General features: G+C 69.1%; 15 protein-coding genes. 6 read left to right on the forward strand and 9 right to left on the reverse strand.

Annotated features, from left to right (window positions below; translation table 11 throughout):
• Positions 1–17 precede the first annotated feature (17 nt).
• Complete coding sequence (locus GCN81_RS21795) at positions 18–974, reverse strand: hypothetical protein (protein WP_156726344.1); 957 nt, start codon at positions 972–974, stop codon at positions 18–20.
• 211 nt (positions 975–1185) lie between these two features.
• On the opposite strand from GCN81_RS21795, the gene GCN81_RS21800 reads away from it, so the two are divergent.
• On the forward strand, positions 1186–1359 hold the full coding sequence (locus tag GCN81_RS21800) for a CsbD family protein (protein ID WP_156726345.1): 174 nt from the start codon (positions 1186–1188) through the stop codon (positions 1357–1359).
• Between the two features lie 259 nt (positions 1360–1618).
• On the opposite strand, the gene GCN81_RS21805 is transcribed toward GCN81_RS21800, so the two are convergent.
• Positions 1619–2011 carry a hypothetical protein gene (locus GCN81_RS21805; RefSeq protein ID WP_156726346.1) on the reverse strand — a complete coding sequence of 131 codons (393 nt, stop codon included), beginning with the start codon at positions 2009–2011 and terminating at the stop codon, positions 1619–1621.
• Positions 2012–2450: 439 nt separating this feature from the next.
• On the opposite strand from GCN81_RS21805, the gene GCN81_RS21810 reads away from it, so the two are divergent.
• The 3 genes from GCN81_RS21810 to recX all read left to right on the forward strand — a co-directional run bounded on the left by GCN81_RS21810 (position 2451) and on the right by recX (position 4956).
• Positions 2451–2645, forward strand: coding sequence for a DUF3046 domain-containing protein (locus tag GCN81_RS21810; protein ID WP_156726347.1), 195 nt, complete (start codon positions 2451–2453; stop codon positions 2643–2645).
• A gap of 262 nt (positions 2646–2907) precedes the next feature.
• On the forward strand, positions 2908–4056 hold the full coding sequence (gene recA / locus GCN81_RS21815; protein WP_156726348.1) for a recombinase RecA: 1149 nt from the start codon (positions 2908–2910) through the stop codon (positions 4054–4056).
• A 3-nt stretch (positions 4057–4059) separates the two neighbouring features.
• A complete protein-coding gene (gene recX / locus GCN81_RS21820; protein WP_407698003.1) occupies positions 4060–4956 on the forward strand; it encodes a recombination regulator RecX in 897 nt (298 codons plus the stop codon).
• 105 nt (positions 4957–5061) lie between these two features.
• Here recX and GCN81_RS21825 read toward each other — a convergent pair whose 3' ends face one another.
• The 5 genes from GCN81_RS21825 to GCN81_RS21845 form a co-directional block, all read right to left on the reverse strand.
• Complete coding sequence (locus GCN81_RS21825; RefSeq protein ID WP_156726349.1) at positions 5062–6903, reverse strand: FAD-dependent monooxygenase; 1842 nt, start codon at positions 6901–6903, stop codon at positions 5062–5064.
• A 179-nt stretch (positions 6904–7082) separates the two neighbouring features.
• Complete coding sequence (locus GCN81_RS21830) at positions 7083–8009, reverse strand: amino acid ABC transporter permease (RefSeq protein ID WP_156726350.1); 927 nt, start codon at positions 8007–8009, stop codon at positions 7083–7085.
• Positions 8006–8674 (reverse strand): amino acid ABC transporter permease, encoded by a 669-nt coding sequence (locus GCN81_RS21835; RefSeq protein WP_156726351.1) that lies wholly within the window; start codon positions 8672–8674, stop codon positions 8006–8008. The genes GCN81_RS21830 and GCN81_RS21835 overlap by 4 nt, the downstream gene beginning before the upstream one ends.
• Positions 8675–8773: 99 nt before the next feature.
• On the reverse strand, positions 8774–9616 hold the full coding sequence (locus GCN81_RS21840; RefSeq protein ID WP_156726352.1) for a glutamate ABC transporter substrate-binding protein: 843 nt from the start codon (positions 9614–9616) through the stop codon (positions 8774–8776).
• A 118-nt stretch (positions 9617–9734) separates the two neighbouring features.
• The gene (locus GCN81_RS21845; protein ID WP_156726353.1) at positions 9735–10511 is read right to left on the reverse strand and encodes an amino acid ABC transporter ATP-binding protein; all 777 of its coding nucleotides are present in this window, start codon (positions 10509–10511) and stop codon (positions 9735–9737) included.
• A gap of 322 nt (positions 10512–10833) precedes the next feature.
• On the opposite strand from GCN81_RS21845, the gene GCN81_RS21850 reads away from it, so the two are divergent.
• Positions 10834–11571, forward strand: coding sequence for a response regulator transcription factor (locus GCN81_RS21850; protein ID WP_156726354.1), 738 nt, complete (start codon positions 10834–10836; stop codon positions 11569–11571).
• Between the two features lie 8 nt (positions 11572–11579).
• On the forward strand, positions 11580–12992 hold the full coding sequence (locus tag GCN81_RS21855) for a sensor histidine kinase (protein WP_156726355.1): 1413 nt from the start codon (positions 11580–11582) through the stop codon (positions 12990–12992).
• A 59-nt stretch (positions 12993–13051) separates the two neighbouring features.
• Here the strand turns inward: GCN81_RS21855 and GCN81_RS21860 are convergent, their stop codons facing one another.
• Together GCN81_RS21860 and GCN81_RS21865 are read right to left on the reverse strand one after the other, a co-directional pair.
• Positions 13052–14044, reverse strand: coding sequence for a TAXI family TRAP transporter solute-binding subunit (locus tag GCN81_RS21860; RefSeq protein ID WP_156726356.1), 993 nt, complete (start codon positions 14042–14044; stop codon positions 13052–13054).
• 102 nt (positions 14045–14146) lie between these two features.
• A complete protein-coding gene (locus GCN81_RS21865) occupies positions 14147–14527 on the reverse strand; it encodes a winged helix-turn-helix transcriptional regulator (protein WP_156726357.1) in 381 nt (126 codons plus the stop codon).
• Positions 14528–14702 lie beyond the last annotated feature (175 nt).

The raw sequence follows: 14702 nt of genomic DNA on the forward strand, positions 1-14702 counted from the left end.
CCCTGGGTCGGCGGCCGTCAGCCCAGGGCGCGCCCATAGGCCCGCAGGGTGCGCAGTGCCTCAAGGGTGACGATCGGCCGTGCCTCCATGGCCGCGCTCGGAGCCCACTGGCGCCAGGTGATGGGCCAGCCGCCGTCCTCCTGCTGCTCGCTCTGAAGGAAGTCCAGCGAGCGCGCCATCTCCTCGTCGGTGAACCAGGAACGGGCCATCGACTCGGGCACGCGCGCGTAGTCGTGCGGGAAGTGGTGCTCGCCCGGTGCGTAGCCCGGCGCCACGGGGTACTCGGCGCGCCGCTCCGGGTCGAGCACCGCGAGGCGCTGCTCCCTGACGAGGCGGCCGAGCCGGTCGGCCGCTGCCTGGGCGCGCGACCGGTCCGGGGCGCCGTCCAGGAAGGCGACGGCCGCGTGGACCTCGTACGGGTGGGACTTCCCCAGGGTCTCGACGGCCGTCCAGCAGAAATCCGTGGCCCTGAACAGCCAGGCGTGCCATACCTTGTTGCGGTGCAGCAGCCCCACCACGGGGCCGGTGGCGAGCAGGTCGCTCGGCGGATCGTCGACGACCGGCACGAACGGAGCCGTCGGGTAGCCGCGCTGGCTGGGATGGATCGCGGGAAGCGCGCCATCGGAGGTCGACACCTCGGAGAGGTAGCGGCACACCCGCTCCACGCGCTGCCCGCCGCAGCGCCCGATGGCATCCAGGACGCGCAGCGCGTGCGCCGTGTGCAGCGGCTGGCTGACGGGGCCGCGCAGGTCAGGTTCGAGCCCGTGGCCGTACCCCTCGTCCTCGTTGCGGTACGCGGACAGGGCGGCCTCGACCGCGTCCGCGGACCCGCCGAGGAAATGGTGGGCGAAGCGGCGCTGCTCCAGCACGCGCGCGGTGAGCCAGACGAACCGTTCGGCACGGGCGAGCCGTGAGCGTGTGGGACGCGGGGAGTCAGCGGAGCCTGTGGGCGCTCCGGCTACGGATTCAGGCATGCACCGACCGTAGGGCGGTTGGCGCCCAGGGGCAGCCCCTCGGCCCGTGGTGCACTCCTAGGGGCGTGATACCGGGGGCATGCGGTTGACGAGATCCAAGCGCGGCGAAAGGCCGCCAGGCCGCCAGGGGGCCCGGAGGCGCAGCGGTTGCGAGCCTCGCCCGGCCAGCGCAGGGTTGAAGCGCCCCTACACAGAGCGAGGAGTGCTCACCATGAGTAAGGCAAAGGGTAAGGCGAAGCAGGCCAAGGGCAAGTTCAAGGAGGCCGCGGGTAAGGCCATGGACGACAAGGGTATGACGGCGGAAGGGCGCGCCGAGCAAGCGCAGGGCCAGGTGCAGGAGGTGGCTTCGAAGGCGGCGGACCGGGCGAAGAAGGCCGGCCGGTAGAGACCCGGCCAACCGACATAGGGAGGCGCCGCGATCGCGGCGCCTCCCTATGTGTCCCCAATACCCTCAAGACCGCCCCATCCGGCCTCCCTCACGAGTTGCCGGACCGGGCACCCGCAAACGTCCCTGTGCCAGACCGACCGCGTCGGCTTGCGTCCCTTGCCGCCTGCCCGGGGCCGCCGGGCCCCCGGGGCACCCCGTCGGCTCCTGGGCCGTGCGGAAAGTTGTGGGGCAGCCGCTAGATGGTGGCAGCGGGCGGTCAGGCGTCAGGGTCGACTTCGGGGTGCGTGAACCGCACGGGCTTGCCCAGCGACCGGGCGTAGGCGATTTCGGCTCGGGTGCTGTCTCCGATGTAGTCGCCGACAACGAGCACCTCATCAGCGAGCCGGATCTTCGCCCGGTGCAGATCGTCGAGTCGAACCTTCAGCGCCTCGGCCTCGACAGGATCGGACCAAAGTTCGTGCGGCGACTTCATGTCACAGCCCGGTTTGACGACAATCTTTCCGGCTTTGGTCTCCCGCAGGTCGGCCTCGCTCATCTCGGTCATGAAGCGGGTGGAGCCGCAGATCACGACGATACGCGGGAGGCTCAACTGCTTCTTCGCGTCGGCGAGCTTCTCCTCGGGGGTGAGCAGGTGTTGCGGGTATGACACTGGTTCCTCCTGGTGGTGTGGTCCAAGGGGTGCCTGCGGAGACGAGACCGAGGGTGTCCAAGACCACCGTCTTCGGGGGTGCCCAGTTGGGGACTCTGCGGGCGATCCTCAGGATCGACTCGACGCGCGGATCTTCATGCAGCTGTTTCGCCACGCTGTGCCAAGGTTCCCGGTTGCTCCCGTCATCACGATCCTCTTGCCGCTCACAGCGTCTTCCCTCCATGTGTTCCGAACGGGGGAGGAGTACCCGTCTGCGGTTGCCTCGGCACGTAAGGGGACGAGGCAAGGTCAGTGGAAGTTTCACCGGGCCCTCCAGGTTTACCCTGCGTACATACACACACCTCATGCGGGGAGGCGGACTCCCCCGGGGCCCCCTGGTGGCTGCGCAGGGCCAGGAGGGGCAGGAAAGACGCAGGTCACAGTGGGTACGGAGTAACGCATGCGGTTGACGGTCTTCTGGGAGCGGATGGCGGAGCACTTTGGTGCGGGCTACGTCGAGTCCTTCGCGAGCGATCATGTGATGTCGGAGCTCGGTGGGCGCACCGTGCACGAGGCGCTGGCCGCGGGCCTTGAGGCGAAGGACGTCTGGCGCGCGGTTTGCACGTCGATGGGCGTGCCACCCGAGCGGCGCTGATCAGTCCTCCTCGGCGTGCGGCTGATGGCGATGAGCGACCCCGACTGCCCGGGTGGACGGGGCGGGGCGGGCGCGTGGTGCGCTTGACACAAAAATCGAACATCCATTCTGATGGGATCTCTGGCCCTGCTCCAGCCCGGATTTTCCGGGGTCTCCCGGCGGGTTATCCACAGGCCGGGGCCGACCTCGGGGCGCATTGTCAGTGGCAGGCGTTAGCGTCGTGGACGTGAAGCGATCGACTCAAGCAAATCGGGTGGAACCCATGGCAGGAACTGACCGCGAGAAGGCGCTGGACGCCGCGCTCGCACAGATTGAACGGCAATTCGGCAAGGGCGCCGTGATGCGCATGGGCGAGCGGCCGAACGAACCCATCGAGGTCATCCCCACCGGGTCGACCGCGCTCGACATCGCCCTCGGTGTCGGCGGCATCCCCCGCGGCCGTGTGGTGGAGGTGTACGGACCGGAGTCCTCCGGTAAGACGACGCTGACGCTGCACGCCGTGGCCAACGCGCAGAAGGCGGGCGGCCAGGTCGCCTTCGTGGACGCCGAGCACGCCCTCGACCCGGAGTACGCGAAGAAGCTCGGCGTCGACATCGACAACCTCATCCTGTCCCAGCCGGACAACGGTGAGCAGGCGCTCGAGATCGTCGACATGCTGGTCCGCTCCGGCGCGCTCGACCTGATCGTCATCGACTCTGTCGCGGCCCTGGTCCCGCGGGCGGAGATCGAGGGCGAGATGGGCGACTCGCATGTGGGTCTGCAGGCCCGTCTGATGAGCCAGGCGCTCCGGAAGATCACCAGCGCGCTCAACCAGTCCAAGACCACCGCGATCTTCATCAACCAGCTCCGCGAGAAGATCGGCGTCATGTTCGGCTCCCCGGAGACCACGACCGGTGGCCGGGCGCTGAAGTTCTACGCCTCGGTGCGGCTCGACATCCGCCGGATCGAGACCCTCAAGGACGGCACCGACGCGGTCGGCAACCGCACCCGCGTCAAGGTCGTCAAGAACAAGGTCGCGCCGCCCTTCAAGCAGGCCGAGTTCGACATCCTGTACGGCCATGGCATCAGCCGCGAGGGCGGCCTGATCGACATGGGTGTGGAGCACGGCTTCGTGCGCAAGGCCGGTGCCTGGTACACGTACGAGGGTGACCAGCTTGGGCAGGGCAAGGAGAACGCCCGCAACTTCCTGAAGGACAACCCCGATCTCGCGGACGAGATCGAGAAGAAGATCAAGGAGAAGCTGGGCGTCGGGGTGAAGCCCGAGAGCAAGGAGAAGGAGGGCGAGCCGGGCGCGACCCCCCTCGACGGTGTGGCCAAGGACGCGAAGGACGCCAAGGACGCGGCGGCCAAGTCGGTGCCCGCACCGGCCTCCAAGGTCAAGGCGACCAAGGCCGCGCCGGCCAAGAGCTAGCCCGTGGTACGGCGAACGGACTGGCCGGAGGAGCACGGGCCGCCTGAGGGCTTCGGCCCGGCGGACGCGGGGCCGCTGGGCAGTTGGTCGACGTCCTCGCGTAGTGGCTCCCGGGGCCAGGGCGAGCTGGGCGACGGACTGTGGGGCGATGGCCCACCCGGCGACGCCCTGGGCCAGGACCAGGAGGGCGGCCCGGCAGGGCGGCCGGGCGGCGGCAGCCGACGTGGTGCTGGTCGGCGTCGGGCCTTTGGCGACCAGGAAGGCGGACCGAGTGACGACGGTTCGCTCGGCGGCGGTCGGCGCGGTGGCCGCCGACGGGCCGCTGGCACGCGGGACAGCGGCTCCCCTGACGCGTCGAGGGCCGGGGACGGGGAGTCGCGTGGGCCCAGGGAGCGGAAGACCGACCCCGCTGAGCGGGCGCGGGCGATCTGCCTGCGCCTGCTCACCGGCACCCCGCGCACGCGCAAGCAACTCGCGGACGCGTTGCGTAAGCGGGAGATCCCCGACGAGGTCGCTGAGCAGGTCCTCGCTCGCTTCGAGGACGTGGGCCTGATCAACGACGCGGCCTTCGCGGACGCGTGGGTGGAGTCCCGGCACCACGGCCGGGGCCTGGCCAGGCGCGCGCTCGCGCGGGAACTGCGTACCAAGGGCGTCGACGCGGAGACGATCGCGGAGGCCGTCGGGCAGCTCGACTCCGAACGGGAGGAGGCGGCCGCCCGCGACCTGGTCGCTCGCAAGCTGCGGGCGACCAGAGGCCTGGACCGCGACAAGCGGCTGCGGCGCCTTGCCGGGATGCTGGCCCGTAAGGGCTACCCGGAGGGCATGGCGCTCCGGGTGGTGCGGCAGGCGCTGGAAGAAGAGGGCGAGGACACGCAGGACCTGGAGTACGGGGGTTTCTAGGTTCGCCACTCGGCCGCGTGCCTGCCTGCCCACGCCGGTTTCCGGTGGGCAGGCACCTCCCGAGAGGGGCGGAATCGACGTACCCCTCGAGGGAGGGGCAGGCCGTTACGCGGTGTCGGCGGCGGGGGCGGTGCCCTGGGGCTCCGCCTGTGTGCTGTCAGACCGTTCCTGAGGCTCGGGCTTCGGGGCCCTGGCTCGCCGTGCCACTGGCTCCCCGCCACGGGCCGTGTCCGCCGCCGCGTACAGCTCCGCGGGGCGCACCCCGGCGAACGCCGTCACCAGATGGCCGTCGGGCCGCACCAGCAGCACGGTATGCGCGGCGGCGCCCGGGTAGCTCTCCGCGACCAGCAGTTCGGCGTGTACCGGAAGCGCCGACACCGCGCCCGCGAGGCGGGGCATCACCCCCGCCGTGAGCCAGTGCCGCCGCTCCCAGACACCGGTGCCCGGCGCGACCAGGACCACCAGGAGCCGATCGAGCCCCAGCCGATCCCGTAGCCGTACCGAGGAGCCGTCCGGCGCCGTCACCCGTACGTCCGCGACCGGCGCCCCTCTTCCTGTCCCGACCGTCACCTCCGCGGACACGGACGCGGCCCCCGAGACTCCCGAGGTGCTCTTCGGGGACAGCGGTGACGCGCCATAGGAGGGCGGTGCCCCCAACGGCCCATGTCCCAGGTGGCCGTCGGTGAGCAGCGCCTCGTGTCCCCGTGCCGCGCCCGGCACGAGGGCGCGCAGGCCTCCTCCGCCACGCAGTATCGGCAGTGCCTGGTCGCAGGCGCGCAGCCGGGCGGCCACGGCGGTGCGCCGCTCGGCCTGGTAGCTGTCGAGCAGCGCCTTGGACGGCCCGTGGTGCCAGCACCGCCCCAGTTTCCAGGCGAGGTTGTCGACGTCCCGCAGCCCCTCGTCGACCCCCTGGGTGCCCAGCGCGCCCAGCAGATGCGCGGCGTCCCCCGCCACAAAGCAGCGGCCCACCCGCCAGCGCCGGGCGAGCCGGTGGTGCACCGTGTGCACCCCGGTGTCGAGAAGTTCGTACGGGGGTGTGCTCCCCCCGCACCAGCCAGCCAGGGTGTCCCTGATCCGGGCCACCAGAGCGTCCGGCGTGACCAGTTCCGTACGCGAGGGCAGCAGCCAGTCCAGCCGCCAGACCCCACCGGCCAGCGGCCGCGCGGTGACCTCCGGGGGAGCGGCACGCCATGGGGGCGCCCGGTGCAGCACCGCCTCGCCCGGCCAGGGGAGCTCAGTACGCAGTGCGGCGACCGCGCGCCGCTCCACCGCCGTACGCCCAGGGAAGCGGATGTCGAGGAGCTTGCGCACCGTGGAGCGCGGCCCGTCGCAGCCAACCAGGTAACTGCCGCGCCACCAAGTGCCCTTGGGCCCCCTGATGTGCGCGGTGACACCTCCCGCGTCCTGCTCCACGGAATCGAGCCGACTCTCCAACGCGACCTTGATCAGCCGCTCACCCGCGACGGCGTCCCGCAGAGCGCCGGTGAGCACATGCTGGGCCACATGCACGGGCGACGGCCCGCCGGCCACCAGATCCTCGGAGTCTTCTGGCGCGCCCGCGTCCCCCGGACGGCGTAGGCCGTATGGGCTCGCGAGGTCCCCGCCGCGCTCGCCATCCCCGAAGTCACCGAAGTCACCAGAGTCGCCAGGCCCTCCGAAGTCCTCGAAGTCCTCAGCGATATCGACGTCCTCGAACGCGAGCCGCCGCATCACCTGTCTGCGCCGCATCGACCGCCACCCCGCCCACCGGCAGTCACTGAAGGTGACCCCAGTCAGCCGTTCGACGAGGTCCACGGTGTCCGGACGCAGTACGGCCGTACGCGCGGGCCGCTGCTCGTCCTTACCTGGCCCCTCGTCCAGCACGACGGAGGGAACGCCCTGGCGGGCCAGGGCGAGGGAGAGCGAGAGCCCGACAGGCCCCGCCCCGACGACGATCACCGGGTCCACGGAGCGACTCCTGCCGCACTGGAGGCCGCACGGAATGTACGGGGTGCACGGGTCGTACCGCTACCGGCAGTTGGAGCAAGGTGCACGATCACAGAACGTATGCAACCTATTGCGCGTGCTTGCGTCAAGTGACGGAGGCAGCGGCGTGATCGCCGCTGCCTCCGTTCCCGCGCATATCGTCAGACTGGTTTGTCTGGTGGCTGGTCACCCTTGGGGAAGTCCGGGTGCTCTTGGGCGCCTGGTGTCGCGAGCTCCCCGACCGCGTCCACGCCGACGACCGCGCCGGTGCTCTTCTTAGCTTGGCGCAACCGCTTCTCCAGCCAGGAGGCCAGGCTCGTGAGGGCGAAGTTCAGCACGATGAAGACCACCGCGACGGCGACGAAGCTGGGGATCACGCTCGCGTAGAAGGCAGCCGCCGTCTTGCGGGAGTTGAGCAGCTCGGCGAAGCCGATCATCACTCCGCCGAGCGCGGTGTCCTTGACGATGACGACCAGCTGGCTGACGATCGCGGGCAGCATCGCGGTCACGGCCTGCGGCAGCAGGATGGTCCGCATCGTCTGGCCCTTGCGCAGACCGATCGCCTTGGCGGCCTCGGTCTGGCCCTTGGGGAGCGACAGGATTCCGGCGCGCACCACCTCGGCGAGGACCGAGGCGTTGTACAGCACCAGACCCGTGACGACCGCGTACAGCGGGCGTGTCTCGCTGCTGATATCGGTGAACTTGTCGTAGAAGACGTTCGCGAACAGCATCAGGATGAGCACCGGGATGGCCCGGAAGAACTCGACTACCGCACCAGCCGGGATGCGAACCCAGAGGTGGTCGGAGAGGCGTCCGATGCCGAAGAGCGCGCCCAGCGGCAGAGCGATGACCATGGCCAGGGCAGCGGCCTTGAGCGTGTTAACGAGGCCGGGTAGGAGGTACGTCGTCCAGGCCTCGGAACCGGCGAGGAAGGGACGCCACTTGGCCCACTCCAACTGCTCGTTGTCATCCATGACGCGCCAGACCCACCAGAGCCCCAGAGCGAGGAGGATGAAGAAGACGATCGACCAGATCAGGTTGCGTCGCTTGGCGGCGGGGCCTGGGTTGTCATACAGAACGGAGCTCATCGCTTCACCGCCAGTCGCTTGCTGAACCACCCGAGAACGAGGCCGGTGGGCAGCGTGAGCAGCATGAATCCCAGCGCGAAGATCACGGCGATGAGGAGCAACTGTGCCTCGGTCTCGATCATTTCCTTCATGAGCAGTGCGGCTTCTCCCACGCCGATGGCCGCCGCGACCGTCGTGTTCTTGGTCAGCGCGATCAGTACGTTGGCGAGTGGCCCGATGACCGAGCGGAATGCCTGGGGCAGCACGATGTTCGTGAGGACCTGGGTGAAGCTGAGCCCGATCGCACGGGCAGCCTCAGCCTGACCGACGGGCACCGTGTTGATGCCGGACCGTACGGCCTCGCAGACGAACGCGGCCGTGTAGGCGGCCAGTCCCAGGACAGCGAGCCGGAAGTTCTGGGTTTCGAAGTCCCCGCCCGCGCCGAGCGTGACGCTGAAGATGTCGGCGAGGCCCAGCGAGGTGAACACGATGATGACGGTCAGGGGGGTGTTCCGGACGAGGTTCACATACGCGGCACCGAAACCGCGCATGAGGGGAACAGGGCTGACGCGCATCGCGGCCAGAATCGTGCCCCAGACAAGGGCGCCGATACCGGAGAAGACGGTGAGTTGCACCGTGACCCAGAACGCCCCGAGTAGGTCGTAGCCTTCAAGAAAGTCGAACACGATCTCCCGCGCTCTCGGATGTGGTGATGGCGTGCTTGGTACGCCGCCGGGGAACGGCGGCGTACCAGCGATGAGCTCAGCCGGGTCAGCCGGGCCGGATTACTTGACGATGTCGCCGATCTTCGGGGCGGGCTCGTTCTTGTAGTTGGCCGGGCCGAAGTTGTCCGTGACGGCCTTCTCCCACGCCTTGTCCGCGACCATCTTCTCGAGGGCCTTGTTGACCTTGTCCAGCATCTCGGTGTCGCCCTTCTTGACGCCGATGCCGTAGTTCTCGTTGCTCAGGTTGAGCCCGGCGAGCTTGAACTTGCCCTCGTACTGCTTCTGCGCCGCGTACCCCGCGAGGATCGAGTCATCCGTGGTCAGGGCGTCGAAGGTGCCGTTCGCGACGGCATCCAGGCACTCGGAGTAGGTGCTGCGCTCCTGAAGCTGGGCGTCTGGCGCGATGCTCTTCTTGACGTTCTGCGCGGAGGTCGAACCGGCGACCGAGCAGAGCTTCTTGCCGTTGATGTCCGCGCCCTTGGCGATGTTGTCGTCGGCGCGGATCAGCAGGTCCTGGTGGGCAAGGAGGTACGGACCGGCGAAGTCGACCTTCTCCTTACGCTCGTCCGTGATCGAGTAGGTGGCCGCGATCAGGTCCACGTCACCACGCTTGAGGGCCTCCTCGCGGTCAGCGCTCGGGGTCTCCTTCCACGTGATGTCCTTCTCGTCGTAGCCGAGCTCCTTGGCTACATACGTCGCGACATCGACGTCGAAGCCCGTGTAACCGTCCGGCGTCTTCAGGCCGAGGCCGGGCTGGTCGAACTTGATGCCGATGGTGATCTTCTTACCGTTACCGTCACCGTCGCCGGACCCGCTGTCCTTGTCGTCGGAACCACAGGCGGTAGCGGTCAGGGAGAGAGCGAGGACGGTAGCGGCAGCGGCGCTGACCTTGCGGAGATTCATCGTGAACATCCTTCTGTCTTCTTCGGGGGGTGCCGAAAGCTCGGTGGTGCGGGACTCAGGCGCGGGACGCGGGACGCGGGCCGGGTGCTCGATGGCGCGGTGCCCGGTAGTGCGGTTCTCAGTGGTGAAGGATCTTCGACAGGAAGTCTTTGGCCCGGTCGCTACGGGGGTTGGTGAAGAACTGGTCCGGCGTGGTTTCCTCGACGATCTGACCGTCGGCCATGAAGACGACGCGGTTGGCCGCTGAGCGGGCGAAGCCCATCTCATGGGTCACCACGACCATCGTCATACCGTCGCGGGCGAGCTGCTGCATGACCTCAAGCACCTCGTTGATCATTTCCGGGTCGAGGGCCGAGGTCGGCTCGTCGAAGAGCATCACCTTCGGCTCCATCGCCAGCGCCCGGGCGATCGCGACGCGCTGCTGCTGGCCACCGGAGAGCTGGGCCGGGTACTTGTCCGCCTGGTTGGCGACGCCCACCCGGTCAAGCAGGGCGCGGGCGGTCTCCTCGGCGGCGGCCTTGTCCTTCTTCCGTACCTTGACCTGTCCCAGCGTGACGTTTTCCAGGACCGTCTTGTGGGCGAAGAGGTTGAAGGACTGGAAGACCATGCCGACGTCGGCGCGCAGTCTCGCCAGCTCGCGGCCTTCGGCGGGCAGCGGCTTGCCGTCCAGGGAGATGCTTCCGGAGTCGATCGACTCCAGGCGGTTGATGGCGCGGCACAGTGTGGACTTCCCCGAACCGGACGGTCCGATGACGACCACGACCTCGCCACGGGCGATGGTCAGGTCGATGTCCTGGAGCACATGCAGTGCGCCGAAGTGCTTGTTGACGTTCTTCAGCACGACCAGTTCGTCGGTCGCCGGTACGGCGTCCTTGGTCGCCGATACATCGGTCATCGGCTTGTTGCTCCATCCTCCTCGGTTGGGAGGACAGTAGTAACCCGGTGCGACCAGCGTCATTACATCTGAGGGGAAATTGAGCATAACGATCCGGCCGCAACCGGACACACCGCGTGAACGGGACGCTCCGCTCCGTGCCGGTTACATAACGGAACGACCCTGTAATCGGAACGCACTTGACGCGGTCCTTGCTGATCGGCGTGGATGCCAGAGTGCATGCCTGTCGGCACCTGAGATCGGCACCTGAGAATGTATGTACGACCTGAGGGTGCACCCTGTCAGGGTCGACCGAACGAGTGATGAACCGAAGGGGGCCGGAATGAGACTGTTGCTCGTCGAGGACGACGACCATGTGGCCGCCGCCCTCTCCGCGATCCTGGCCCGGCACGGTTTCGACGTCGTCCATGCCCGCAACGGCGAGGAGGCGCTGCAGGCCCTGCTGCCGAGCGATCGTCACAGCGCTGGGCCCAGCGGCGGGCACGGCGGAGGGCAGGCGGACAAGCCGCCGTTCGGCGTCGTCCTGCTCGATCTGGGCCTGCCCGACCAGGACGGCTACGAGGTCTGCGGCAAGATCCGCAATCGCAGCACCATCCCGGTCATCATGGTGACCGCGCGGTCGGACGTACGCAGCCGCATACACGGCCTCAACCTCGGCGCCGACGACTACGTGGTCAAGCCGTACGACACCGGCGAGTTGCTCGCCCGTATCCACGCGGTCAGCCGGCGCAACGCCGCCGAGGACGCCGCCGCGTCCGGTGACAGCTCCCTGGTGCTCGGCCCGGTGGCGATCGAGCTCCCCACGCGGCGGGTCACCGTCGAGGGCGAGTGCGTCGCGCTGACCCGCAAGGAGTTCGACCTGCTCGCGCTGCTCGCGCAGCGGCCCGGTGTGGTCTTCCGCCGTGAGCAGATCATCAGCGAGGTGTGGCGCACCAGCTGGGAGGGGACCGGGCGCACCCTGGAGGTGCATGTCGCCTCGCTGCGCTCCAAGCTGCGGATGCCCGCCCTGATCGAGACGGTACGTGGCGTCGGCTACCGGCTCGTCGACCCGCCCGCCTAGGGCCCCTGGTGCGCAATCGGCTGCTCCCGCTGCTCATCGTCCTCATGGCGGGCGTACTGCTCGCGCTCGGTTTTCCCCTCGGGGTGAGCCTGGCCGCCGCTCAGCAGCAGCGGATCGTGGTGGACCGTATCGACGACACCGCGCGCTTCGCCGGGCACGCCCAGTTCGTCATGGAGGGCCCGACCGGCTCCCGCCGGGCAGGCAAGGGCGAGCGGCTCAAGCGGCTGGAACGCGAACTCAAGCGCTACTACGAGGTGTACGGCATCCGGTCCGCCGTGATCTACCGCGATGGCACGTTGATGGCCGCCGAACCCAACGCGGACTTCCTCCGCGCCGAGGAGGCCGACAAGGCCTTCGAGCAGGCCCGCTACAGCAACAGCAGGCAGGACTCCGAGCAGGTCTGGCCCTGGCAGCGCCAGCGGCTGTACATCGCGTCGCCGGTGATCCTGGACGGCGATGTGGTGGCGGTCGTCGTCACCGACTCGCCCACCGGCAAGATGCGTTCGCAGATCCTGCGCGGCTGGCTGCTGATCGGTGCCGGTGAGGCCGCCGCGATGCTCCTCGCCATCGGCGCCGCGCTGCGGCTCACGGGCTGGGTGCTGCGGCCCGTACGTACCCTCGACGCGACCACACACGACATCGCGACCGGACGGTTCACCTCCCGGGTGCCAGCCGCTGGCGGTCCGCCGGAACTACGCAGCCTGGTCCGGTCGTTCAACGAGATGGCCGACAACGTCGAGGACGTACTGGAACAACAGCGTGCCTTCGTCGCCGACGCCTCGCACCAGTTGCGCAACCCGCTGGCCGCCTTGCTGCTCCGTATCGAACTGCTCGCCCTGGAACTGCCCGACGGGAACGAGGAAATCGCCTCGGTCCGTACGGAGGGCAAGCGGCTCGCGCGGGTACTGGACGACCTGCTCGACCTGGCGCTCGCCGAGCATGCTGGAGCCGACCTCCAGCTCACCGACATCGGCGAGCTGGCCACCGAACGGGCCGCCGCCTGGCGCCCCGTCGCCGAAGCGAAGGGGGTACGACTGACCTGCGAGGGCCTCGCCGCGACCACCGCCTGGGCCGACCCGATCGCCCTCTCCAGCGCGCTGGACGCGGTGATCGACAACGCCCTGAAGTTCACCCCCGAAGGCGAAACCGTCACCGTCACGACCGCCTCCAACGGCAGCACCTCCACGATCACCGTCACCGACGGCGGCCCTGGGCTCACGGACGACGAGCTGACCCGGGTCGGCGACCGCTTCTGGCGCAGCAACCGCCACCAGAACGTCACGGGCTCGGGCCTCGGCCTGTCCATCACCCGAGCTCTGCTGGCCGCGGGCGGCGGCTCGATCCACTACGCCCACCACGCCCCGCGCGGCCTGTGCGTGACCTTGACGGTGCCGCGCAGCCGCCCCACGGAGGCGCGGTGAGGGGCTGAGAGGAGGGCTGAGGTCACTGGGCCAGGCCACCGGGCCTGAGGTGACGGGGCCTACGGCTTGACCGAGCGGTAGTAGTGGCGCGCCCCGTCGTGCAGCGCGAGCGGGTCCGTGTAGATCGCGGTCCGCAGGTCAACCAGCTGCGCCGCGTGCACCTGTGACCCGATGTGGTCCCGGCTGTCGATGACCGTACGGGTCAGGCCCTCGATCAGCGCCGGGTCCACCCGGTCCGTGGTGACCAGGAGGTTCGCCACGGCGAGTGTGGGTACGGGGGTGCCGACCTGTGCCGCGGGATACGCGTCGGCGGGCATCACGGCGGCCCGGTAGTACCGGGATACGCCGCCCTGGCGGTGCAGTTCGTCCACCAGGTCGCCCAGCGGGATCAGCCGGATGTCGACCCGCTCCGACATCTCACGGATGATCGTCGTCGGTAGCCCGCCGGACCAGAAGAACGCGTCGATGTCGCCCCGCTCCAGTTGCTCGGTGGCCCGGCCGATCCCACTGGAGACCGGCTCGATGTCCCGCACGGGATCGAGCCCGGCCGCCCGCAGCACCCGCTCCGCTATCAGCCGCACCCCTGAGGCGGGCTGTCCGACGGCCACCTTCCGGCCCTGGAGGTCCGCGGTCTCGCGTACCGGCGAGTCCTTGGCCACGACCAGCTGTACGTAGTCGTCGTACAGCCGGACACAGCCCCGCAGCCGGTCGGCGCCTGGCAGGCCGTCCCGCTGGTACTGGTCGACGGCGTCGGCGGCGGCGATGGTGAAGTCGGCCTTGCTGGTCGCCACCCGCTCCACGTTCTGCTGCGATCCCTCGCTGCCCCGCAGGCGGATGCGCAGATCGGGCAGATCGCGCGCGGCGGCCTTCTGCAGCAGCTGGCCGTAGCGCTCGTACACCCCGCGCTCCACACCCGTACTGAAGATCACCTTGCCCTCCGGCGACTTCTCAGCCGGGAGCAGCGCCCACACCAGCAGTCCGAACACGGCCAGCGCCAGGGCGGCGCCCTGGAAGGCACGGCGTCGGCCGAAGCGGGGGATTGCCGGGAACATACCCGCGATCCTGTCAGCTCGGGCCGCCCGCGCACAGGCCTTATGCCCGACCTCACAGCCTCCCCGCCGCGTGGGCGTCGAGGACGGCTTTCCGGACGGGCGTCAGGCAGTGAAGCGGCGGCGGGCGGCCTCGATGTGGCCGAGGTAGGTGTGGGTCCAGGCGCACATTCCGTCGACGGTCGCGCGCAGGCCCTGGCCCGGCTCGGTGAGGACGTACTCGACCCGGGGCGGGACCGTGGGGTGCACGGTGCGCTCGACCAGGCCGTTGCGCTCCAGCATGCGCAGGTTCTGCGTGAGCATCTTGTGGCTGATGCCCTCGATCTCGTTCCGCAGTTCGCTGAAGCGCAGGGTGCGTTCACCGAGCGTCTCGATGATCAGGAACGCCCACTTGTTGGCGACGTCGGAGAAGATCTCCCGCGCCAGGGAATCCGCGCGGCTGAGGTCCGCTTCCTCGGGTGAGCCCCTGAACTGCTTGGTCACCATCAGGTTCTCCCGCTACTGAGAAGGCGTTCACTGAGAAGTGCGTTTACTGAGAAGTGCGTTCTTCGACGTCAGCGTTCACTCTCCTATGGTTTCTGAGTAACCACAAGAGAGCATGAGTGCCTCAGGCCTGCCCTGTGACCTGCCCACCGGCTGGCCCACCGGACCAAGGCACCGG

Origin of the sequence: Streptomyces apocyni, from assembly GCF_009739465.1 — a bacterium.
In the GTDB taxonomy this organism is placed as follows: Bacteria; Actinomycetota; Actinomycetes; order Streptomycetales; family Streptomycetaceae; genus Streptomyces; species Streptomyces apocyni.